Here is an 18,106-nt window from a genome sequence, read left to right on the forward strand (position 1 = left end):
CGCATGCTGGCTTTCTGTTGATGTGTGGGGAGAAGAATTGCGCAGAAGAGAGGAGGCGCGCCCAACTATTCTAGCGCCCGCGGGAATCCGCCCCAAAAATGCCTTGACCACCGTCGCGGACGATTCTAAAGTCAAAACTAGCAGTTTTAGATGAGGCTGTTCGCGCGTTCACGCGCACCCGGACTGCCCGCGCGAACCGCCCACGCCCCGCGAATCGAGTCACCATGGACACTGAACACATCGTTATTGCAGGCGGCGGGCTGGCCGGCGCCACGGCGGCCAAGACCCTCCGGTCCGAAGGCTTCGAGGGCCGCATCACCGTGGCCTGCGCCGAGAATGAACAGCCCTACTTGCGGCCTCCCCTCTCCAAGGAGTTCCTCCTGGGCAAAGCCGGCGAGGATGCCGTCCCGGTGCTGGCAGCCGGCTGGTACGGGGAGAACGACGTCGAACTCCTCCTTGGCGACCCTGTTGCGGCTGCCGATCCTGCCGCCCACACGGTACAACTGGAATCAGGAACCGAGCTTCGGTTCAGCAAGCTCCTGATCGCCACAGGGGCGCAGCCGCGCCGGATTCCGCTCCCCGGTTCCGATCTTGCCGGTGTCATGACGTTCCGGACGTTCAATGATTCGCGCCGACTCAAGGAAGAGCTGGCCGGCGGAGGCCGGAATGTGGTGATGATCGGCTCCGGTTGGATCGGCATGGAGCTTGCCGCCGCGGCGAGCAGCTACGGGAACACAGTGACCCTGCTGGGACTGGAGGACGTGCCGCTCAGCATGGCCATCGGCCCGGAACTGGGCGGTTTCTTCCGCAGCCTCCACGAAAAGCACGGCGTACAGTTCCGGCTCCCCGCGAGCGCGGCGGAAATCACGGGCACCGGGGGCAAGGCGAGCGCCGTTGTCACCAACTCCGCCGAAGTCCTTCCCGCTGACCTCGTGGTGGTGGCCGTCGGCGTCGTTCCGGACACGGGCCTGGCCGAAGCCGCAGGGCTGGATATCCGCAACGGGATCCTGGTGGATTCTTCGCTCCGGTCCAGCAGTCCGGACGTGTTCGCGGCCGGAGACGTTGCCAATGCCCTCCACCCTTTCACCGGCGATTATCACCGCAGCGAGCACTGGTCCAACGCCCTCAACGGCGGGAAGGTCGCGGCCAAAGCGATGCTGGGACAGGACTCGATGCTGGACGTGGTCCCGTATTTCTATACGGACCAGTTCGACGTCTCGATGGAGTACTGGGGATATCCCACGCTCGCGGCGGGTTCCGCACCTGTCATCCGCGGCGCGTTTGAGGACAACAGCTTCCTCGCCTTCTGGCTAAAGGGTGGCGCCGTCGTGGCGGCCATGAGTGTCAACCAGCAACGGGTACAGAAGCCGGTCAAGGCACTCATTTCGGGGCGCATTCCGGTAGACGTGGACCGCCTGACCGATCCGGCCGTTCCGCTGGATCAGTTGTTGCCCGGAACCTGATGGGCCGCCGAACCGCCGGCAGAGCCGCTGTCGTAGCCCCGGGCCACAGTGGCTGCAGTCTGGATGCTGGACTCGTGCCCTGCCATTCCGGCAAGCTTCGCCCTGGCATACGCGTCCGGAAGGGCCTTGAGCAGGGCGTCGACGTCGGCGTCGTTTGAAGAGTGGCCCAGACTGAACCGTTGCGCCCCGCGGGCGGTGTCCTCGTCCAAACCCATGGCAAGCAAGACGTGCGAGGGCCTGGGGACTCCCGCGGTGCAGGCGGATCCGGTGGATGATTCGATGCCCGCGAGGTCCAGGAGGAACAGCAAGGAATCGCCTTCACAGCCAGGGAACGTGAAATGCGCGTTGCCGGGGAGCCGGGCGTCTCCGGGCGCTCCACGCAACACCGCCTCGGGAATTGCAGCCCGGACACCGTCGATGATCCGGTCCCGCAAGGCGCTGATCCGCTCGCGCTCTGCCGCCAGGTTTTGAGCCACCGATTCCGCCGCGGCGGCGAATGCCGCGATCGACGCCGTGTCCAGGGTTCCCGAGCGGACGTCGCGTTCCTGCCCTCCCCCGTGCTGGACTGGAGTGACCTTGGTGGACCGCCCCAGGAAGAGGGCACCCACGCCCACGGGCCCTCCGATTTTGTGGCTGGAGACCGACATTGCGGCAAGCCCTGAGTCGCGGAAGCTCAGGGGAATCGAGCCGAAAGCCTGAACTGCGTCCGAGTGCACGGGGATGCCGTGGGCGGCAGCGATTTCCATGATCTCCTTGACCGGCTGGATGCTGCCCACCTCGTTATTTGCCCACATGACGGTGACGAGGGCCACCGATCCCGGATCACGTTCGATTTCCGCCCGTACAGCGTCCAGCCGCACGACGCCCTGGGAATCGACGGGGAGCCACACTGCTTCGGCCCCTTCGTGCCGTTCTAGCCATTCGACGGTGTCCTGCACAGCATGGTGCTCGACGGCGGAGCAAAGGATCCGCTTGCGCCGGCTGTCTTCGTCGTGGCGGGCCCAGTAGATCCCCTTAACGGCAAGGTTGTCCGCTTCGGTTCCCCCGGACGTGAAGATGAGCTCGGAAGGATGCGCCCCGGCCGCTGCCGCAATCGCCTCCCGAGCCTCTTCCACGGATCGCCGGGCACGCCGTCCGGAAGCGTGCAACGATGACGGGTTGCCGGTCCGCGCCAGCTCGCGGGTCATGGCCGTGAGGGCGACGGCGGCAAGGGGCGTGGTGGCGGCATGGTCCAGGTAAACAGGCACTACCCAAGTCTATCGAGGCCGGCGGATCCGGGCTTCGACGGCGGAAGCCGCTTTCCCGGGCCGCTCCCCCAAGCCCGCGGGACGGATCACGATGTCGGACGGATTCTGGCGCAGCAATGGCCTTCGCGGTTGTCATCGGCGATCCGGTCCTCGGCAATTCCGCACGCGGCCGCCGCTCCGCTCAGGAAGGCGCCGTTCATGGCGCAGACTACGCTCGTGTGGCTTTCGGCGAGCCGGTGGAACGGGCAATTGACCAGGGAATACCCGCCGTCCTCGTCAGCTTCCGGCCTGTAACCGTAGCTCGCCAGGACATCCTCGAAATGCAGCTCCGCGCTGCCCGCCTCGCGACCGCGCGCATAAGCGGTTTCGAGGAGCGCTTCGCGGGGGGAACCGCCGTTCGCCATCAAGTCCTGCATGGCAGACGCCATCACTTCCCCGGCGAGGTCATAGTGGCGCTCCGGAACCGAGGCACCGATCTCTTCAATGACGGGCGCGTACAGTTTCGCGGGGCGCCCGGAGCCCGGTCCCACCTTGCCACCGAGCTTGCGGAACTCAACACTCAGGAGCCCGTCACGGACCAGCCGGTCCAGGTGGAAGGAGGCCGTGCTGCGGGGAAGCCCGAGGGCCATCGCGGCGTCGTCGCGGCTGACTGCATCGCTTGCACCGCAGACGTGCTCGTACAAGCGGCGACGGTTGCCGTCGTCGAGGGATGCAAGTGCCGAAAGTCGGCGGAGCCAGGGAAGTCCGGTCATGCATCCAGCTTAACTCTAAAAACAACACCAGTTGCTTAATCCCCTCGAACTTTCTAAAATCAAACTATCCATTTTTAGAAAGAAGGCATCATGAACACTGCATCATCCCCAGCCCGAGCGAAAACCGGACCACTAATGTCCATGGATCCCCAGCGGCAGGCATTCCTGCTCCTCCGGACCGTGTTCACCGTGGCGCCGATCATCTTCGGCCTGGACAAGTTCACCAACCTGCTCACCCACTGGACCATCTACCTCGCCCCCGTTGCCACCTCTGTGATTCCCGTCCCGGCCCAGACCTTCATGTACATCGTGGGCGTCGTGGAGATTGTGGCCGGAATTGCCGTGGCGGTCCGCCCGCGCTTTGGCTCGCTTCTGGTGGCCGCGTGGCTCCTGGGCATCATCGTGAACCTGCTGGTGCTCGGCAACTTCTTCGACGTCGCCCTCCGCGACTTCGGACTGCTCGTGGGCGCACTCGCGCTCAACCGCTTGGCCGTCGCCTCGCGTCGCTGAGCGGCCTGGTTAGGCCAATACCCGCAGGGCGCCCGGAACCACCTCGATGTCCAGTGGAAGGAGACCGATCCGCTCGCCGTCGGCGTAGGCCACCAAGTTCTCGGCGGCAAGGCGCACTGAGCGCACCCGGCGGATTTCCACGGCCGGGTGCGAGGCGTGGCGTCCGGAGAAGACCTTCGGGAAGACCGCAAGCAGGGCTAGCCGGGACAGGGGCTTGACGATAAACAGATCCAGCAACCCGTCGTCGGGCGCGGCATCCGGGACGATGCGCAGGCCGCCGCCGATCGACTGGGCGTTGGCCACGGAGATCAGCATGGCACCCTCGTGCGATGCCACGCCGTCGGCAGTCACGGTGTAGTTGATGGCCCGGAACGATCCGAGCTCCCGGAGCATCGCAAGGGTGTAGCGGAGGGCGCCGCGGGGCCATCTCCAGGAGTTGGCCCGTTCATTGACAGCGGCGTCGAACCCCGCAGATACGGCTCCAGTAAACCAAATGGTCCGCCCGCCAGTGGTGATGCGGCCTGCATCGACCACCCGGCCACCGTCGGCGAGCGCCGAAATCACGCGGGCACAGGAGCCCTCCACATCCTGCAAAGGCAGCCCAAGCATCCGGGCAACGTCGTTTCCCGTACCCACGGGAACAATCCCGAGCGGCAACCCGGTCCCGCTCAGTGAGTTGACGCCCAAATGGACCATGCCGTCACCGCCCACCACCACCAAGGCTTCGGCGCCGGCGCGAAGCGCTTCGTCTACAGCTTCCCGCAGGGCGTCCATGCTGTCGCGCCGAAGCACGACGACGTCGAGACCCGCCGCGCGGAGGCAGCGGGCGGCGTCGTCCCCGGCACGGGAATGCCGTCCAAACGCTGCCGTTGGATTGACCGCCAGCACGATCCTTCGGCGGGCAGACCGGTTCAGCCCATCCGTGCCGGCACTTGGTTGGTCAATGGGATGATCGGGGCCGGCCGGGGAGTTCACAGCATGAATCATGCCAGCGGCAGGGGCGTGATCCGGGGAACTAAAGCCCGGGCCGCCGTCGTTCTCATGGTGGGCTGGCTAGACTTGCCAAGATCGCCGCTCCGCACCGGGACGGCGGGAACCTTCAGAATCCCAGAGAAAGGCCCGTGGTTGGCACAGGGCAGCAGTTCCCACTATCAGATCCTCCGGGTTCCCGTCACCGCGACGGACAAGGAGATCAAAGTGGCCTACCGGAAGGCCGCGAGGAACGCCCACCCGGACCATGGCGGGGACCCTGAGGTTTTTCGACAGGTCACGCTCGCCTACGAGACCCTGATTGACCCCAAACGACGCGCGGAGTACGACCGCCGCTACGCGAGCGGCGGTTCCGGCAGGGCGAACCCCTTCCCGGCGCAAAGACCGGACTACGGCGCTCCCGGACCGGAACCCCGCACCACCGCCGGTGTCCACCGGCCGAATGCCCCGCGCAACACGGCCGGCGACGCCCCCGTCTATGTGCCGCCCTTCGATGATCCCCGAGAGGTCCCCTTGCTCTCCAAGGGCGAGGCCGCCTTGCAGATCCACGGGCTTCCCCGGAAGCGTGGAATTTTCGGCGCCGAAGCCCGCATTCAGCGCGAAATGCGGACAGTCCAGCTCATCAGCCGCCAGATCCTGCCTGCCATCCCCTCAGCGCGGCTCCTCAACGGGCTCCGCTCCCCCTCGGACGACAGCCATATCGATCACGCCCTGCTTGCCGGCTACCGCCTGGCGCTCATAGGTTCCATGCTGCTGCCCAAGGGCGCCTATGCCTGGGACGGGGTGGCGCTCAAGCACGGCGGCCGTTCGGTGCCTCCGCCGCAGCTCGAGCTGATCGTTCGCCACATGCAGGAGATCTTTCCGGAGCTGAATGTGACGGGTTGGGTGGTAGTCCACAGCCCGGATGGCAACCCGCACGAGCCCGTCATCGACCACTACCGGCGCACGGACGGAGACTTCGGTTCGGTGCAAATCGTCAACGCCTCCGGGCTGGCCCGCGGCCTCAAGCAGTTCCTGAGTTCAGGCCCGGTGCCCAACACTGTGGTTGTCCCGGTCTTGGCCCGGCTTCTGCGCGGCATGCACTGAGCCGGCAGGATCAACCCTGTATTTTCGCTGGCTAGGATTGATACGTGTTCCGCATCCTCTTCCACACCCCTGAAATCCCGGGCAACACGGGAAACGCCATCCGGCTCGCCGCCATAACCGGCGCGGAGCTCCACCTCGTGGAGCCGCTGGGCTTCGACTTCTCCGACGCGAAGCTGCGCCGCGCGGGACTCGACTACCACGACCTCGCGGTGGTCACGGTGCACAAGGACATCGAGGCTGCATGGGCGGCTTTGCAGCCCGAGCGCGTCTTCGCCTTCACGTCCGACGGCGAATCCTCCTATGCTGACATTGCCTACGAGGAGGGCGATGTATTGCTGTTCGGCCCCGAGTCCGTCGGGCTTCCGGACTGGCTGAAACAGGACCCCCATGTCACGGCCCGCGTCCGGCTCCCCATGCTGCCATCCCTCCGCTCGCTGAACCTTGCCAATGCCGCCTCCATCGCGGTGTACGAGGCCTGGCGCCAACACGGTTTTGCCGGGGCGAAGCTCTAGCAGGCCGGTTAGCAGCCCGGACTTCCGCATGGTCACCTCGGCGGATCACCCATCCAAAGCTCTCCCTGCGCCGAATACCCTGTGCAGGCACCAACAGCCTGGGCAGGCAGCTGGCCTGCGAAGCAAGGGGCCGGTGAAGCGGCGGCCGCGGAAGGGGCGCAGGTGACTACTCTCAAGGCTCGCAGTACTTCCGGTTCTGCCGGGGTCACCAACAACCTATGCTGGACGGTGATGGATACACCGAATGCGCGAGGCCCCGAGGCCCCCGGCCTGATAGCCGGTTCCAATGCGCAGCTTGCGGAATTGCTGGGATTGATGGCCGATGGCGACCGGGCCGCCTTCAGCGAGTTTTACCGGCTCACCGCGCGGAGGGTCTTCGGCATGGCCAAGCGCGTCTTGGTGGATGCGGGCCTGAGCGAAGATACCACCCAGGAAGTCTTCATCCAGGTCTGGCAGAACGCGGCCAAATTCAATCCCGAGGCAGGCAGCCCGCTCGCGTGGCTCATGACCATCACCCACCGGCGCGCGATCGACCGTGTCCGCTCGGCCCAGTCCGCCACGGACCGCGAAGCGAAATATGGTGCGGCGAGCCAACTCCTTGACCACGATTCAGTGGAAGAAGAAGCCAACAGCCGGCTTGAGGCCGAGGCCGTCACCCGTTGCCTCGGCACCCTGACGGAAACGCAATTGGAATCCGTGCGGCTCGCCTACTATGGCGGGCTCACCTACCGGGAGGTCGCCGAACAACTCGGTGCAGCGATTCCGACCATCAAGTCCCGCATCCGCGATGGACTTCTCCGACTCAAGACTTGCCTGGGGGTGAGCTGACATGACCGAACACGATGACAACAAGCAGAATGCCGGGAAGGAAGGCCTCCGCAGGATGTTCGCCAGCGATATAGCCACTGATCTTGCCGAAGGCCGCGTCCTGGAGCTTGCCGAGATCTATGCCCTCGACGCCTTGAGCGACGCCGAGCGAGCGGAAATCGACAACTACATTGCCACGGCGCCTGAACGCTCAGCGTTCCTTGAGCGGGTCAGGCAGTCACGCGAAACCCTCGCCGCCTCTTTCGCCGACGAGGCCGAACCGCGGCCGGGGCTGCTGGGGGACATTCTGCGGCAGCTCCCGCAACAATCGCGCACTGCACAAACCGGGACAGCGTCCGCGCCGTCGTCGGTTCCCGAAGTGCCGGCTGGCCCCGCAGCGCACGTTTCCCCCGACGTCGATGACCTCGCCGCGGCCCGGAACCGGCGTGATCGCCGACGCTTCGGCGGCGTCCGTGCTTGGGTGGCAGCCGCTGCGGCGGCCGCGGTTATTGCGCTTGGCGGTATCGGCGTTGGCGTCTACGTGGCCGGGCAGAACGATCCCGTGAACCAAGTACTGCAGGCCGGCGATGTCCGTCAAGCCACGGTCGACGTCAACGGCGGCGGCACGGCCACCGTGTCCATCTCCAGCTCGAAGAACGCCGTGGTGGTCCGGATGAACGGAGTTCCCGCTCCCCCGGCCGGCAAGGTTTATCAGATGTGGCTTATTCCCAAGGATGGCTCCGCCCCTGTCTCCCAGGGACTCATGGACGCCCAGGCCTTGAGCCATCCGGCGGTTGTCTCGGGCATTGCCAGCGCGGCGTCCATCGGCATCACGGTTGAGCCCGTGGGCGGCTCCAAGAAGCCGACACTCCCGACGGTCGCAGCAGCGCCCCTCACCTAAAGCGAGGGGCCCTGCCCCGCCGTGGGCTTCTAACGGCGGGGCTTGACCTTGACGTAGCGTCAACTTCTACGCTGGACACATGAAGCAGGACAAGGCAGGTACCTGGACCATTTCCGAACTGGCCAAGGCCAGCAAGGTTTCCTCGCGGACCTTGCGCCACTATGACCAACTCGGACTATTGGAACCTGCCCACACTGGACACAACGGCTACCGGTACTACGGCCAGCCTGAGCTGCTGCGACTGCAGCGGATCCTCCTGCTTCGTGAACTTGGCCTTGGGCTCGAGACCATCGGCGAAGTTCTGGATGGCCAGGCCGATCCCGTGGAGGCACTCGCCGTGCACAGGAACTGGCTGCTGGCCGAGCGCGACCGGCTGGACCGGATGTCCCGGACGGTCGACGCCACTATCGCAGCACTACGTCAAGGAGAAACCATGACCGCGGAGAACATCTTCAAGGATTTCGACAACAACCCCTACGAAGCCGAGGCGCGCGAGCGCTGGGGCGATCGCGCCGTCGATGCGAGCAAGGCCCGGCACTCGGCAATGACAACGGCCCAGAAACAGGCCTTCATGGAGGAGTACGCGGCGCTGAACCAGGATCTCGCCCGCTGCTTCGACGCCGCCCTTCCGGCGGATCACCCGGACGTCCAGGCAGCTGTCGGCCGGCACTACAAGTGGATCTGCGAGAGTTGGACCCCCAACGCGGAATCCTATGTAGGCCTGGGACAGATGTATGTGGACGACCCCCGGTTCACCGCCAATTACGACAAGGTCCGGGTCGGCCTGGCGCCCTACCTACTGGAAGGCATCAGGGTCTACGCGGCAGCAATGCTCAGTTAGGGCATTCCTCAAGAAAAGCACGACGGCGGCCCGTCCCCCATGGAACACAGGGGACGGGCCGCCGTCGTACCGGCTGCCAAGCAGCCGACGCTAAATGACCAGCGAGAGCACCATGATGAAGCCGAAGCCGACCACCGAGATGAGCGTCTCCATCACCGACCACGTCTTGAACGTCTGCCCGACCGTCAGGCCGAAGAGTTCCTTCACGAGCCAGAACCCTGCGTCGTTGACGTGGGACAGGAAGAGCGAGCCTGCACCGATGGCCAAGGCAAGGAGCGCGGCATGCGTCGGACTCAGGCTGCTTGCCAACGGAGCCACGATCCCTGCAGCCGTCACGGTGGCAACTGTCGCCGAGCCCGTGGCCAGCCGAAGCGCCACAGCCACAAGGAAGCCCAGGACCAGCACGGACATGTTGGCGCCTTCGGCCCATTTCTTGACCGCGTCACCGACGCCGGCACCGATGAGGGTCTGCTTGAAACCGCCGCCCGCGCCCACGATCAGCAGGATCGCGGCAATCGGCCCGAGGCTGTTGCCGAGCTTCGCAGTGATCTTGCTTCCGGTGAAGCCGACGGCGTAGCCGAAGGTCACCATGGCGGCGAGCACAGCCAAAGTCATCGCAACGAGGGGCTGGCCAATGAAGTCCAGGACGGTCCGGATCATCGGGGCATGGGCGGCGTCAGGCCAGACAATGTCCGCAACGGCCTTCAGGAGCATGAGCACCACCGGGAAAATGATCGTCAGCAAAGTGACAAGGAAGGTCGGTTGGCGCTTGACGTCGCTGAGATCGACGGCGTGCTTGGTGTCGATACCGCCCGCCACCGCGGGGGCATCCACGGGAACCCAACGCGCGGCCAAACGGGAAAACAACGGTCCACAAATGATCACTGTGGGGACGGCCACCAGGAGCCCAAGAGCCAGGGTGGTTCCTAGTTCAGCCTTCACGGCGCTGATGGCGATGAGTGGGCCGGGGTGCGGCGGGACCAGGCCGTGCAACACGGACAAACCCGCGAGCGCCGGAATGGCAATGCGCATGAGCTTCATCTGCGAGCGCTGGGTGACCAGGACGATCACCGGAAGGAGCAGGACGAGGCCAATCTCGAAGAACATTGGGAGGCCGATGATGACAGCAACCAAGGTGATCATCCAGACCACCTTGTTGCCGCTGGCTTTCTCAAGCAAGGTGTCCACCACCCGGTTTGCGCCGCCGGAGTCCGCCAGGAGCTTGCCCAGCATGGCGCCGAGGGCAATCAGAAGCCCGACCTCTTTGAGGACGCCGCCCACGCCGTCTTCGAAGTTGCTGACCACCTTGTCGAGGCCGACTCCCGATGCCAGGCCGACGAAGGCCGAACCAAGCACGAGGGACAAGAACGGGTGGACCTTGAATTTGGCGATCAGCAGGACGATCAGCGCAATGCCGATGGCCGCGACCACAAGGAGTTGGGTATCGTGCCCGGTCCAGTTCACGCTGCATCTCCGGTTGTGTGTGCGGTCTGTGCCGCAAGGCCGAGCCGTTCGATGATTTCGTCTGCTTCTTCAGCCGGGGAAGCGGAGACGCACAGCGAGATGTGGTTCTCTTCCTCGGTGGGTGCCTCAAGTGCATCGAACTGGGATTCCAGCAGGGAGGCAGGCATGAAGTGCCCGTGGCGCGAAGCCAGCCTGTCGGAAATCTTGTCCTTGCTCCCTTGGAGGAAAACGAACACGACGCCCTCGCCGCGCAGGACATCCCGGTACTGCTTCTTCAAGGCCGAGCACGTGATGATGCCCGGCTTTCCTGCTGCCGTACGTTCCTTGATCCAATCGGCAATGATGTCCAGCCAGGGCCAACGGTCCTCATCGCTGAGTGCGTGCCCCGCCTGCATCTTTGCCACGTTCGCTTCCGGGTGCAGGTCGTCGCCTTCGGCGAGGTCCCACCCCAGCCGGCCGGCCAATACGCCGGCCACTGTCGATTTACCGGAACCGGAGACACCCATGATCACCAATACCGGTTGTTGTGCAGTCTTCGCCATCAAAGTCTGCCTCTCTCAATTAAATATGATTTAAACGAGACTAAGCATATGACACAGGTTACACATCAGCAATTTCAGAAACCGGCGATCGTTTGGGACCCGTTGACTTCCACGACATGGAACGCCTCGGCGCTGCGCCCGCCGGGCATTCCGGCGCGCGAGGCATTGTGCCGGAGCATGCCCCGGACACCCCGTTCCATGCCCTCCAGATCGGGGTGCTGGCTCGCGTGGATCCGGATCGCCGCTAGTTTCGCGTCGATGTGGTCGGTGACATCCACGAAATAGTTCTCACGGGATTCGGGACCGGCAAAGAGCCACAGCCATGGCAGTTTGAAGGCCTCGAGGCCGGCTTCCGCCAGTTCCGGGTAGGCGAAGGGGTTCTCCACCGCGGGGTACACCGCCCGGGTCACGATCTCCCCCGCAGCGAGGTGGTCGGGATGGCTCTTCTGGATCCTGTCCCAATTGCGTTCCGGGTGCATGGCAAGGACGATGTCGGGGCGGATTTCGCGGATGAGCTTCACCACTTGCTTGATGACCCCATGCGTCGGTTCCAGGTATCCATCGCGCTCATGGAGGTAGTGCACATCCGTCACGCCGACGAGGGCAGCGGCTTGTCTCTGTTCCTCTGCGCGCATGGAAATGATCTCTTCGCGGTGCGCAGGATCGAAACCCCCGGCGTCGCCGTCGGTCATGACGCAGTAGCTGACCTCGACGCCGGCAGCGGTCCAGGCAGCGATGGTGCCGGCCGCGCCGAAGTCAATGTCGTCCGGATGGGCGGTAAAACAAAGCACCCGCTCGACGCGCTCTGCGGAGGCGTTGAACGGGCTCTTTGCTGACGTGGCGTCAGAAGACAAAGGGATCAGCCTTTCCGCTTTTTGATCTCTTCGGTGGCCTGCGGAACAACCTTGAAGAGGTCACCGATGATGCCGAAGTCCGCGATTTCGAAGATCGGCGATTCAGCATCCTTGTTGATCGCGACGATGACCTTGGAGGTCTGCATCCCGGCCTTCTGCTGGATCGCTCCGGAGATGCCCGCCGAAATGTAGAGCTGCGGGGACACGGTCTTGCCCGTCTGGCCAACCTGGTAGTCATGACCGATCCAGCCTGCATCCGTGGCGGCGCGGGAAGCCCCGAGTGCTCCGCCCAGCGCGTCGGCCAGTTCTTCCAAAGGACCGAAGTCGCCGTCGACCCCGCGTCCGCCGGCAACCACGATCCGGGCTTCGGTGAGCTCGGGACGGCCGCTGACCGGCTTTTCTGCACGCCCGGTGACCCGTGCGGCATTCGCGGTGGCATCGGCCGGGACGTCGATAGTGACGGTTTCGGGCGTGCTTGCCGCGGCCGGGGCCCCGACGTCGACGCTGTTCGGCTTGACTGTGAGCACGGCGACGGCAGTGCGCGCCTTGGCCGTGGTGGTGTACGAGCCTGCCAGGACCGACTTGTGGGCCGTGCCGTCGGCGTCGACGCCCACGACATCGGTGATGACCCCGGCGTTGAGCTTCACACCAAGACGGGCCGCGATTTCCTTGCCGTCGGCGGTGTTCTCCAGCAGGACGGTCCCGGCCCCGGAGGCCGCAACGACTGCGGCAAGATATGCGGCTTTCGGCGCAACCAGGTAATCGTCCAGGTCCGTCGCGGACGGGCGGTAAAGAGCCGAAACTCCTTGAGCACCCAGGGCGGCCGCGACGTCGTCGTGCAGTTCGCCGTTGAAGGCAACCACTGCTTCCCCGAGGGAACGTGCGATCGTCAGGAGTTCCAGGCTGCTCTTCTTGAGCGCCGCGCCGGGGTTGTCAATGAATACAAGTGCTTTTGCCATGTGTCGGAATCCTCTTAGAGCAGCTTCTGGGCGGCCAGGAACTCAACCAGCTTGATGCCGGCGTCGCCTTCGTCGGTGATGATGGTGCCGGCAGTGCGCGGCGGCCGCGCCTCAGCGGTTTCGACGGCGGTCAGCGAACCCACTGCGCCCACCTGCGCGGCATCGACGCCGATATCGGCCAGCGTGAGTGTGGTGATTTTCTTCTTCTTGGCTGCAAGGATGCCCTTGAAGTTGGGGTATCGCGGCTCGTTGATCTGGTCCGTCACGGACACCAGTGCGGGCAAGCTCGCCTCCACGGTGTCCGCGTGGGCGTCACCGTCACGGCGCGCTACGATGCGTTCGCCGTTGACCTCCAGGGAGGAAGCGAAAGTGACTTGCGGGAGTCCGAGCCGCTCAGCGAGCTGGGCCGGAACCAAGGACGTTTCGCCGTCGGTCGAGGCCATGCCCGTCAGGACGAGGTCCACGGGCGAATCGGCCCCAAGATACCGGATCGCCGCGGCGAGAGCCAGCGAGGTGGCGGCGGCATCGGAACCGGCCAACGCGTCATCGCTCAAATGCGCTCCCGAGGAGGCACCGATCTGCAAGGACTTCTTGACGGCGTTCACGGCACCGGCGGGACCCATGCTCAAGGCGATCACCTCGTTGCCGGCCTTGGCACCTCCGCGCGCTTCGCTCAGCTGCAGCGCGGCTTCAAGCGCATATTCGTCCAGTTCGGACAGAATGCTCTCGTCGCGGTCCGTGGTGTTGCCTGGGCCGGTGAGGTGTCGGTCGAACTGCGCGTCCGGGACGTGCTTGACCAGAACAACAATCTTCAATGTATCTCCCACTGTGTTCGAGGCAGCCTTCCATACTCGGGGATGGCCAGCAACTAGGCGCATGGCCAAGAGTGCCCGGCGTACGGGCTCGTCCTAGCTAAGCATATTGCGGAACAAGTCGGACAACGGCGCCGCGTTAACTCCTGTTTCGTGGATCGCCCCGCTTACGGCGGCAAGCGCACACAACGACGGCGGGCCGCACCGCTTGTGGTGCCGCCCGCCGTCGTCGACTGATTGTTGGTTTCCGTGCTGGAATCCGCTGCTACAGCGCAGCTGTTACGGCGCAGCATCCAGTGTCACGTCGAGCTCCTGCGACTGGCCGCTGCGCTGGACGGTCACCTTGACCGTTGCGCCTGCCGGCTGCTCCCGGACGGCCGCAGTGAGCTGCTCTGGATCGGTGATGTCTATACCGGCGAACTTTGTCACGACGTCGCCCACCTTGAGTCCGGCCTTCTCAGCTGCCGAGCCCTTGGTAACAGCCGCAACCTGCGCGCCCACCGAGAACCCGGAGCTGCTGCCTGTTGCCGACTTAGGCTGCACGCTGACGCCGAACTGACCGTGGGTGGCTTTGCCGTTCTTGATGAGTTCCTGCGCAATACGCTTCGCGTTGTTGATCGGGATGCTGAAGCCCACACCGATGTTGCCGCTCGAGGAAGAGGAGGAACTGCTGCTGCCGGCAGAAGCGATTGCCACGTTGACGCCGATGATCTCGCCCTTGGTGTTGACGAGCGCTCCACCGGAGTTGCCCGGGTTGATCGGCGCGTCGGTCTGGATCACGTTGAGCGAAACGGTGCCCTGGCCCGCACTGCTCTGGCTCTGGCCACCGCCTGGAGGGGCGAATTGGAACCCCTGGCCGCCGTTTTGCGAATTGTCCGAGCCACCGTTGGGAACAGCCGAGGACGCCACGCTGATGGTGCGGTTGAGCGTGGACACGATGCCGTCGGTGACCGTGCCGGGCAGGCCGAGCGGAGCGCCGATGGCGATGGCGTTGTCCCCGACGTTGATCTTGCTGGAATCACCCAGGGTGGCCGGCACGAGGCCGGAGGCGTTGTCCACCTTGATGATGGCGAGGTCCGAAAGCGGGTCCGTACCCACTACCGTCGCCTTCAGCACGCGTCCATCGCTCAGCCGCACTTCAATGGCGGCGTTGGCGCTGGCACCGTCAAGGGTCACCACGTGGGTGTTCGTCAGGATGTGGCCCTGGTCGTCGAGGATGATGCCCGAACCGGTGCCGCCCGTGCTTCCGCTCGAAGCCATGATGGTCACGACGCTCGGTGAAGCCTTGGCCGCCGCCGCGGTGATGGCGTTGACGTTGTCCGTGTTGTTGACAATCACGGTTCCCGTCTGGCCGCTAGTGGCCGCCGCCGGGGTCCGGCTGCTTAGCAATTGATCACTGGCGGCCACCACGCCTCCGCCCACGAGACCGGCTGCCAGGATGCAGGCCACCAAGGTCCCGACGCCGAAGACCGGCTTGCGTTTCGGGCTAGCCGCCGGACCGCCGGGGTGGGCCGGGAACTGCTGCGTGGGATAGTGCGGCGCAGGGTTCGGTCCGCCATAGAAAGGCTGGTGCTGCGGGTACGGGTGCTGTGGTCCCGCGCTGTGCTGTGGCGCTTCGTGTTGGGGCGCGCCGTGTTGAGGCGCGCCGTTCTCCGGAGCGCTGTGCTGTGCCTGGATCTGCTCGGTGGCGTTTTCGGCCGGACCCTGGGCCCAGGGTGCCGGAGCTGCCGGGCCCTGCGCTGTGTGAGCCGGCTGCGCCGTGTGATCCGGCTGGGCAGTGTATTCGGGCTTCGCAGTGTATTCGGGCTTCGCAGTGAAATCCTGACCCGGCTGGTATGCCGGCAGCGGGGCCGTAGGCTGGGAATTGGCTTGCTTGTCCGCCTCCGCCTGGCCGGCGCCCTCAGGACCATGGTTCTCGGGGCCATTGTTCTCAGGCGCGGCGCCCTGTGCTGGGTTCTCCGTCATGGGACTTCCTTTCTTCCTCGTCCCCTTAACTATCGTCGCTCTTACTGGATCAAGAGTCGACGTTCGCTGGGAGCTTGCTGAACGCCGTCATCGGAATGGCCCTGTGCCCTCGAATGGCGCCGACTAGCCCCTCAACGCTGGAGAAGGGAGGATCTCTCCCCGTTTCGCTGGCGGCATATTTACCGCTGTGGACGCTCCAAAAGGTGCACCATAGTATCAAGTGGAATTGCCACAGCGACCTGCCGCTTGACAACCATGCGTGGGGGCGCTGACGCATTCTGTTTCGATTGTTCCGGCCCGGACCAATCGCAGACGTGCTGAAGGGTTGCACATGCGGTCAATGTTGAAACGTGTACTCGCCGTCATCGGCCTGGCCGGAATGCTGGTCCTCCCGGCAACCGCAGCCTGGGCCGCGGACCCCGTGACCATCCCGTCCGGCCAGAACATCGTGGACAACGCGAATGTTCTGGGCAACCGCAAGGGCGAGGTCCAGGATGCCATCCAGAAGCTCCTGAAGGACCACAAATACAACTTGTATGTGGTCACGGTGGATTCCTTCGACAACCCCTCATCGCCCGCAGCCTGGGCCACGGCAGTGGCCAACAAGAAGGGTATGGGCAAGGCTGACGTCATTCTGGCCATCTCCACGGCCGGTCAGTACTATTTCGCACCCAACTCTGCAAGCGCGATCTATTCCAAGAGGTCAACCATTTCGTCCAATGCCATCGCGGCCAACCTGGGCGCAGGCAAGCGGGACTTTGCCCAGGCAGCCATCGACACTGCGGCCGCCGTCGGCGACGCCGCCGGTGGGGGCAGCGGCACGGTTCCGAGCGGCAACTCGGGTGCAGCCGTTTTGATCGGCGCGGGTGTTGTTGCGGCGGGCGGTGTGGGCACGTACTTGTACTTCCGTAACCGCCGCAAGAAGGTCCAGGCATCCGGAACGAGCTACGGCCCGCAGGGAGAACAGCTCGATCCCCTGGCCTCGTTGAGCATCCCGGACTTGCGGCGAAAAGCCGGTTCCCTGCTCATCGAAGCGGATGACACCATCAAATCCAGCGAACAGGAACTCGGCTTCGCCCAGGCGCAATACGGCGATGCCGCCGTCGGGAACTTCACCAAGGCATTGCTGGAAGCCAAGAACCACATGACCGAATCCTTCAAGCTGCAGCAACAGCTCGATGATCACATCCCGGACACCGAAGAGCAGCAGCGCAGTTGGCTCGGCGAAATCATCCGACGCTCGGAGGCAGCGCTCGAGTCGCTGCGCGAGCAGAAGGCCGATTTCGATTCCCTGCGCGAACTCGAGAAGAACGCGCCGCAGGCTTTGGCCACTGTTGCCGCCGGCGCCAACGAAGCCGAGGCAAAGATCAGCAGCGCGGAGCAATCGCTCAACGGATTGCGCGAGAAGTACGCAGACAGCGCACTTGGCCACGTGAGCGACAACATCACCCAGGCCAAGGACCGGCTCGCGTTCGTCCACAACGCGACAACGACGGCCCAGGAAAAGCTCGCCGCCGGTGAGAGCAGCCTTGCCGCAGTAGCAGTCCGCGCTGCGGAGGAGGGCCTGCACCAGACCAACGTTCTGATCGACGCGATCTCCAAGGTGGCGGGCAGCCTCGACGAAGCCCGGAATTCGCTGGAGGGCGCCGTGGTGGAGACCAGCCAGGACCTGGCACAAGCCAAAGCGATGATCCAGTCCGGCGAACACCCGGAGCTGGTTGGCCCGGTTGCAGGAGTCGAAGCCGCACTGGCGCAGGTCAAAATTGAAATCCAGGGCGAAAAAATCGATCCCATTGCCACCTTGGACCGCGTGGAGAAGGCGCACCAGGCCTTGGACCAGTCCCTCTCGGGCATCCGTGACCAGCAGGAACAGGCAAGGCGTGCGCAGGCCGCGCTCCAGCAGACCATCATGGCTGCCCAGTCCCAGATCAGCGCCACCTCGGACTATATAGCGGCGCGACGCGGCGGCGTGGGCACCGAGGCGCGTACCCGGCTGGCCGAAGCCCAACGGAATCTCGACTACGCCCTGTCCATTTCCCGCAACGACCCGGTCACCGCGCTGACGTACGCCCAGCAGGCCCAGTCGCTCGCTGCACAAGCCGCGCAACTGGCCCAGTCCGACGTCGATCAATTCGGCGGCTTCGCCAACCAAGGCTACGGCCGCGGCGGCATGTTCGGCGGTGGCGGCAACGGTGGTGGCCTCGGCGGAGCGATCCTCGGCGGCATCCTCATCAATTCCATCCTCCACGGCGGCGGAGGCGGCTGGGGCGGTGGAAACAACGACGGCGGAGGCGGTGGCTTCTTCGGTGGCGACGGCGGTGGGGGCGGAGGCTTCTTCGGCGGCGACGGCGGCGGCGGAGGAGACTTCGGCGGCGGCGACTCCGGCAGCTTCTAGCTCACG

Annotated in this window: 17 protein-coding genes; 8 read left to right on the forward strand and 9 right to left on the reverse strand. The window is 64.8% G+C overall.

The genetic code is table 11. The features are described 5' to 3' along the window. The first annotated feature begins 224 nt into the window (after positions 1 to 224). Positions 225 to 1,463 (forward strand): NAD(P)/FAD-dependent oxidoreductase, encoded by a 1,239-nt coding sequence (locus AC4CS3_RS01750; protein ID WP_490781945.1) that lies wholly within the window; start codon positions 225 to 227, stop codon positions 1,461 to 1,463. Here AC4CS3_RS01750 and AC4CS3_RS01755 read toward each other — a convergent pair. Together AC4CS3_RS01755 and AC4CS3_RS01760 are read right to left on the reverse strand one after the other, a co-directional pair. Beyond that, positions 1,442 to 2,710, reverse strand: a complete 1,269-nt coding sequence (locus tag AC4CS3_RS01755; protein WP_490781946.1) for a cysteine desulfurase family protein — start codon at positions 2,708 to 2,710, stop codon at positions 1,442 to 1,444. The two genes, AC4CS3_RS01750 and AC4CS3_RS01755, sit on opposite strands and share 22 nt — an antisense overlap. A gap of 86 nt (positions 2,711 to 2,796) precedes the next feature. After that, the gene (locus tag AC4CS3_RS01760; RefSeq protein ID WP_490781947.1) at positions 2,797 to 3,462 is read right to left on the reverse strand and encodes a helix-turn-helix transcriptional regulator; all 666 of its coding nucleotides are present in this window, start codon (positions 3,460 to 3,462) and stop codon (positions 2,797 to 2,799) included. Between the two features lie 90 nt (positions 3,463 to 3,552). Here AC4CS3_RS01760 and AC4CS3_RS01765 point away from each other — a divergent pair, with 90 nt between their 5' ends. Next, a complete protein-coding gene (locus tag AC4CS3_RS01765; protein WP_490781948.1) occupies positions 3,553 to 3,972 on the forward strand; it encodes a hypothetical protein in 420 nt (139 codons plus the stop codon). 9 nt (positions 3,973 to 3,981) lie between these two features. On the opposite strand, the gene AC4CS3_RS01770 is transcribed toward AC4CS3_RS01765, so the two are convergent. Beyond that, a complete protein-coding gene (locus AC4CS3_RS01770) occupies positions 3,982 to 4,947 on the reverse strand; it encodes a diacylglycerol/lipid kinase family protein (RefSeq protein WP_490781949.1) in 966 nt (321 codons plus the stop codon). A gap of 150 nt (positions 4,948 to 5,097) precedes the next feature. Between AC4CS3_RS01770 and AC4CS3_RS01775 the strand changes: the two genes are divergently transcribed. From AC4CS3_RS01775 to AC4CS3_RS01795, 5 genes are all read left to right on the forward strand, one after another. Further along, positions 5,098 to 6,048, forward strand: coding sequence for a J domain-containing protein (locus AC4CS3_RS01775; RefSeq protein WP_490782098.1), 951 nt, complete (start codon positions 5,098 to 5,100; stop codon positions 6,046 to 6,048). Between the two features lie 44 nt (positions 6,049 to 6,092). Next, positions 6,093 to 6,560, forward strand: a complete 468-nt coding sequence (locus AC4CS3_RS01780; protein ID WP_490781950.1) for a tRNA (cytidine(34)-2'-O)-methyltransferase — start codon at positions 6,093 to 6,095, stop codon at positions 6,558 to 6,560. 231 nt (positions 6,561 to 6,791) lie between these two features. Next, positions 6,792 to 7,388, forward strand: coding sequence for an ECF RNA polymerase sigma factor SigK (sigK, locus tag AC4CS3_RS01785; RefSeq protein WP_490782099.1), 597 nt, complete (start codon positions 6,792 to 6,794; stop codon positions 7,386 to 7,388). A 1-nt stretch (position 7,389) separates the two neighbouring features. Beyond that, the gene (locus tag AC4CS3_RS01790; protein WP_490781951.1) at positions 7,390 to 8,268 is read left to right on the forward strand and encodes an anti-sigma factor; all 879 of its coding nucleotides are present in this window, start codon (positions 7,390 to 7,392) and stop codon (positions 8,266 to 8,268) included. Positions 8,269 to 8,347: 79 nt separating this feature from the next. Further along, the gene (locus tag AC4CS3_RS01795) at positions 8,348 to 9,109 is read left to right on the forward strand and encodes a MerR family transcriptional regulator (protein WP_490781952.1); all 762 of its coding nucleotides are present in this window, start codon (positions 8,348 to 8,350) and stop codon (positions 9,107 to 9,109) included. Between the two features lie 90 nt (positions 9,110 to 9,199). Here the strand turns inward: AC4CS3_RS01795 and AC4CS3_RS01800 are convergent, their stop codons facing one another. From AC4CS3_RS01800 to AC4CS3_RS01825, 6 genes are all read right to left on the reverse strand, one after another. Beyond that, on the reverse strand, positions 9,200 to 10,573 hold the full coding sequence (locus AC4CS3_RS01800) for a GntT/GntP/DsdX family permease (protein WP_490781953.1): 1,374 nt from the start codon (positions 10,571 to 10,573) through the stop codon (positions 9,200 to 9,202). After that, the gene (locus tag AC4CS3_RS01805; RefSeq protein ID WP_490781954.1) at positions 10,570 to 11,115 is read right to left on the reverse strand and encodes a gluconokinase; all 546 of its coding nucleotides are present in this window, start codon (positions 11,113 to 11,115) and stop codon (positions 10,570 to 10,572) included. The genes AC4CS3_RS01800 and AC4CS3_RS01805 overlap by 4 nt, the downstream gene beginning before the upstream one ends. A 74-nt stretch (positions 11,116 to 11,189) precedes the next feature. After that, positions 11,190 to 11,969 carry a PIG-L deacetylase family protein gene (locus tag AC4CS3_RS01810; RefSeq protein WP_490781955.1) on the reverse strand — a complete coding sequence of 260 codons (780 nt, stop codon included), beginning with the start codon at positions 11,967 to 11,969 and terminating at the stop codon, positions 11,190 to 11,192. Between the two features lie 5 nt (positions 11,970 to 11,974). Beyond that, positions 11,975 to 12,928, reverse strand: a complete 954-nt coding sequence (locus AC4CS3_RS01815) for an electron transfer flavoprotein subunit alpha/FixB family protein (RefSeq protein ID WP_490781956.1) — start codon at positions 12,926 to 12,928, stop codon at positions 11,975 to 11,977. Positions 12,929 to 12,942: 14 nt separating this feature from the next. Then, positions 12,943 to 13,743, reverse strand: coding sequence for an electron transfer flavoprotein subunit beta/FixA family protein (locus AC4CS3_RS01820; protein ID WP_490781957.1), 801 nt, complete (start codon positions 13,741 to 13,743; stop codon positions 12,943 to 12,945). 276 nt (positions 13,744 to 14,019) lie between these two features. Then, complete coding sequence (locus tag AC4CS3_RS01825; protein WP_490781958.1) at positions 14,020 to 15,705, reverse strand: S1C family serine protease; 1,686 nt, start codon at positions 15,703 to 15,705, stop codon at positions 14,020 to 14,022. A gap of 331 nt (positions 15,706 to 16,036) precedes the next feature. Between AC4CS3_RS01825 and AC4CS3_RS01830 the strand changes: the two genes are divergently transcribed. Further along, the gene (locus AC4CS3_RS01830) at positions 16,037 to 18,100 is read left to right on the forward strand and encodes a TPM domain-containing protein (protein ID WP_490781959.1); all 2,064 of its coding nucleotides are present in this window, start codon (positions 16,037 to 16,039) and stop codon (positions 18,098 to 18,100) included. Positions 18,101 to 18,106: the final 6 nt, after the last annotated feature.

Source organism: Arthrobacter sp. SE2 (assembly GCF_058244265.1).

What these genes read in the sequence shown, in the direction of transcription:
- AC4CS3_RS01815 (WP_490781956.1), bottom strand. Translation starts at nt 12,928, where the DNA reads ATGGCAAAAGCACTTGTATTCATTGACAACCCCGGCGCGGCGCTCAAG.
- AC4CS3_RS01765 (WP_490781948.1), top strand. Translation starts at nt 3,553, where the DNA reads ATGAACACTGCATCATCCCCAGCCCGAGCGAAAACCGGACCACTAATG.
- AC4CS3_RS01795 (WP_490781952.1), top strand. Translation starts at nt 8,348, where the DNA reads ATGAAGCAGGACAAGGCAGGTACCTGGACCATTTCCGAACTGGCCAAG.
- AC4CS3_RS01750 (WP_490781945.1), top strand. Translation starts at nt 225, where the DNA reads ATGGACACTGAACACATCGTTATTGCAGGCGGCGGGCTGGCCGGCGCC.
- AC4CS3_RS01790 (WP_490781951.1), top strand. Translation starts at nt 7,390, where the DNA reads ATGACCGAACACGATGACAACAAGCAGAATGCCGGGAAGGAAGGCCTC.
- sigK (WP_490782099.1), top strand. Translation starts at nt 6,792, where the DNA reads ATGGATACACCGAATGCGCGAGGCCCCGAGGCCCCCGGCCTGATAGCC.
- AC4CS3_RS01825 (WP_490781958.1), bottom strand. Translation starts at nt 15,705, where the DNA reads ATGACGGAGAACCCAGCACAGGGCGCCGCGCCTGAGAACAATGGCCCC.
- AC4CS3_RS01805 (WP_490781954.1), bottom strand. Translation starts at nt 11,115, where the DNA reads ATGGCGAAGACTGCACAACAACCGGTATTGGTGATCATGGGTGTCTCC.
- AC4CS3_RS01830 (WP_490781959.1), top strand. Translation starts at nt 16,037, where the DNA reads ATGCGGTCAATGTTGAAACGTGTACTCGCCGTCATCGGCCTGGCCGGA.
- AC4CS3_RS01760 (WP_490781947.1), bottom strand. Translation starts at nt 3,462, where the DNA reads ATGACCGGACTTCCCTGGCTCCGCCGACTTTCGGCACTTGCATCCCTC.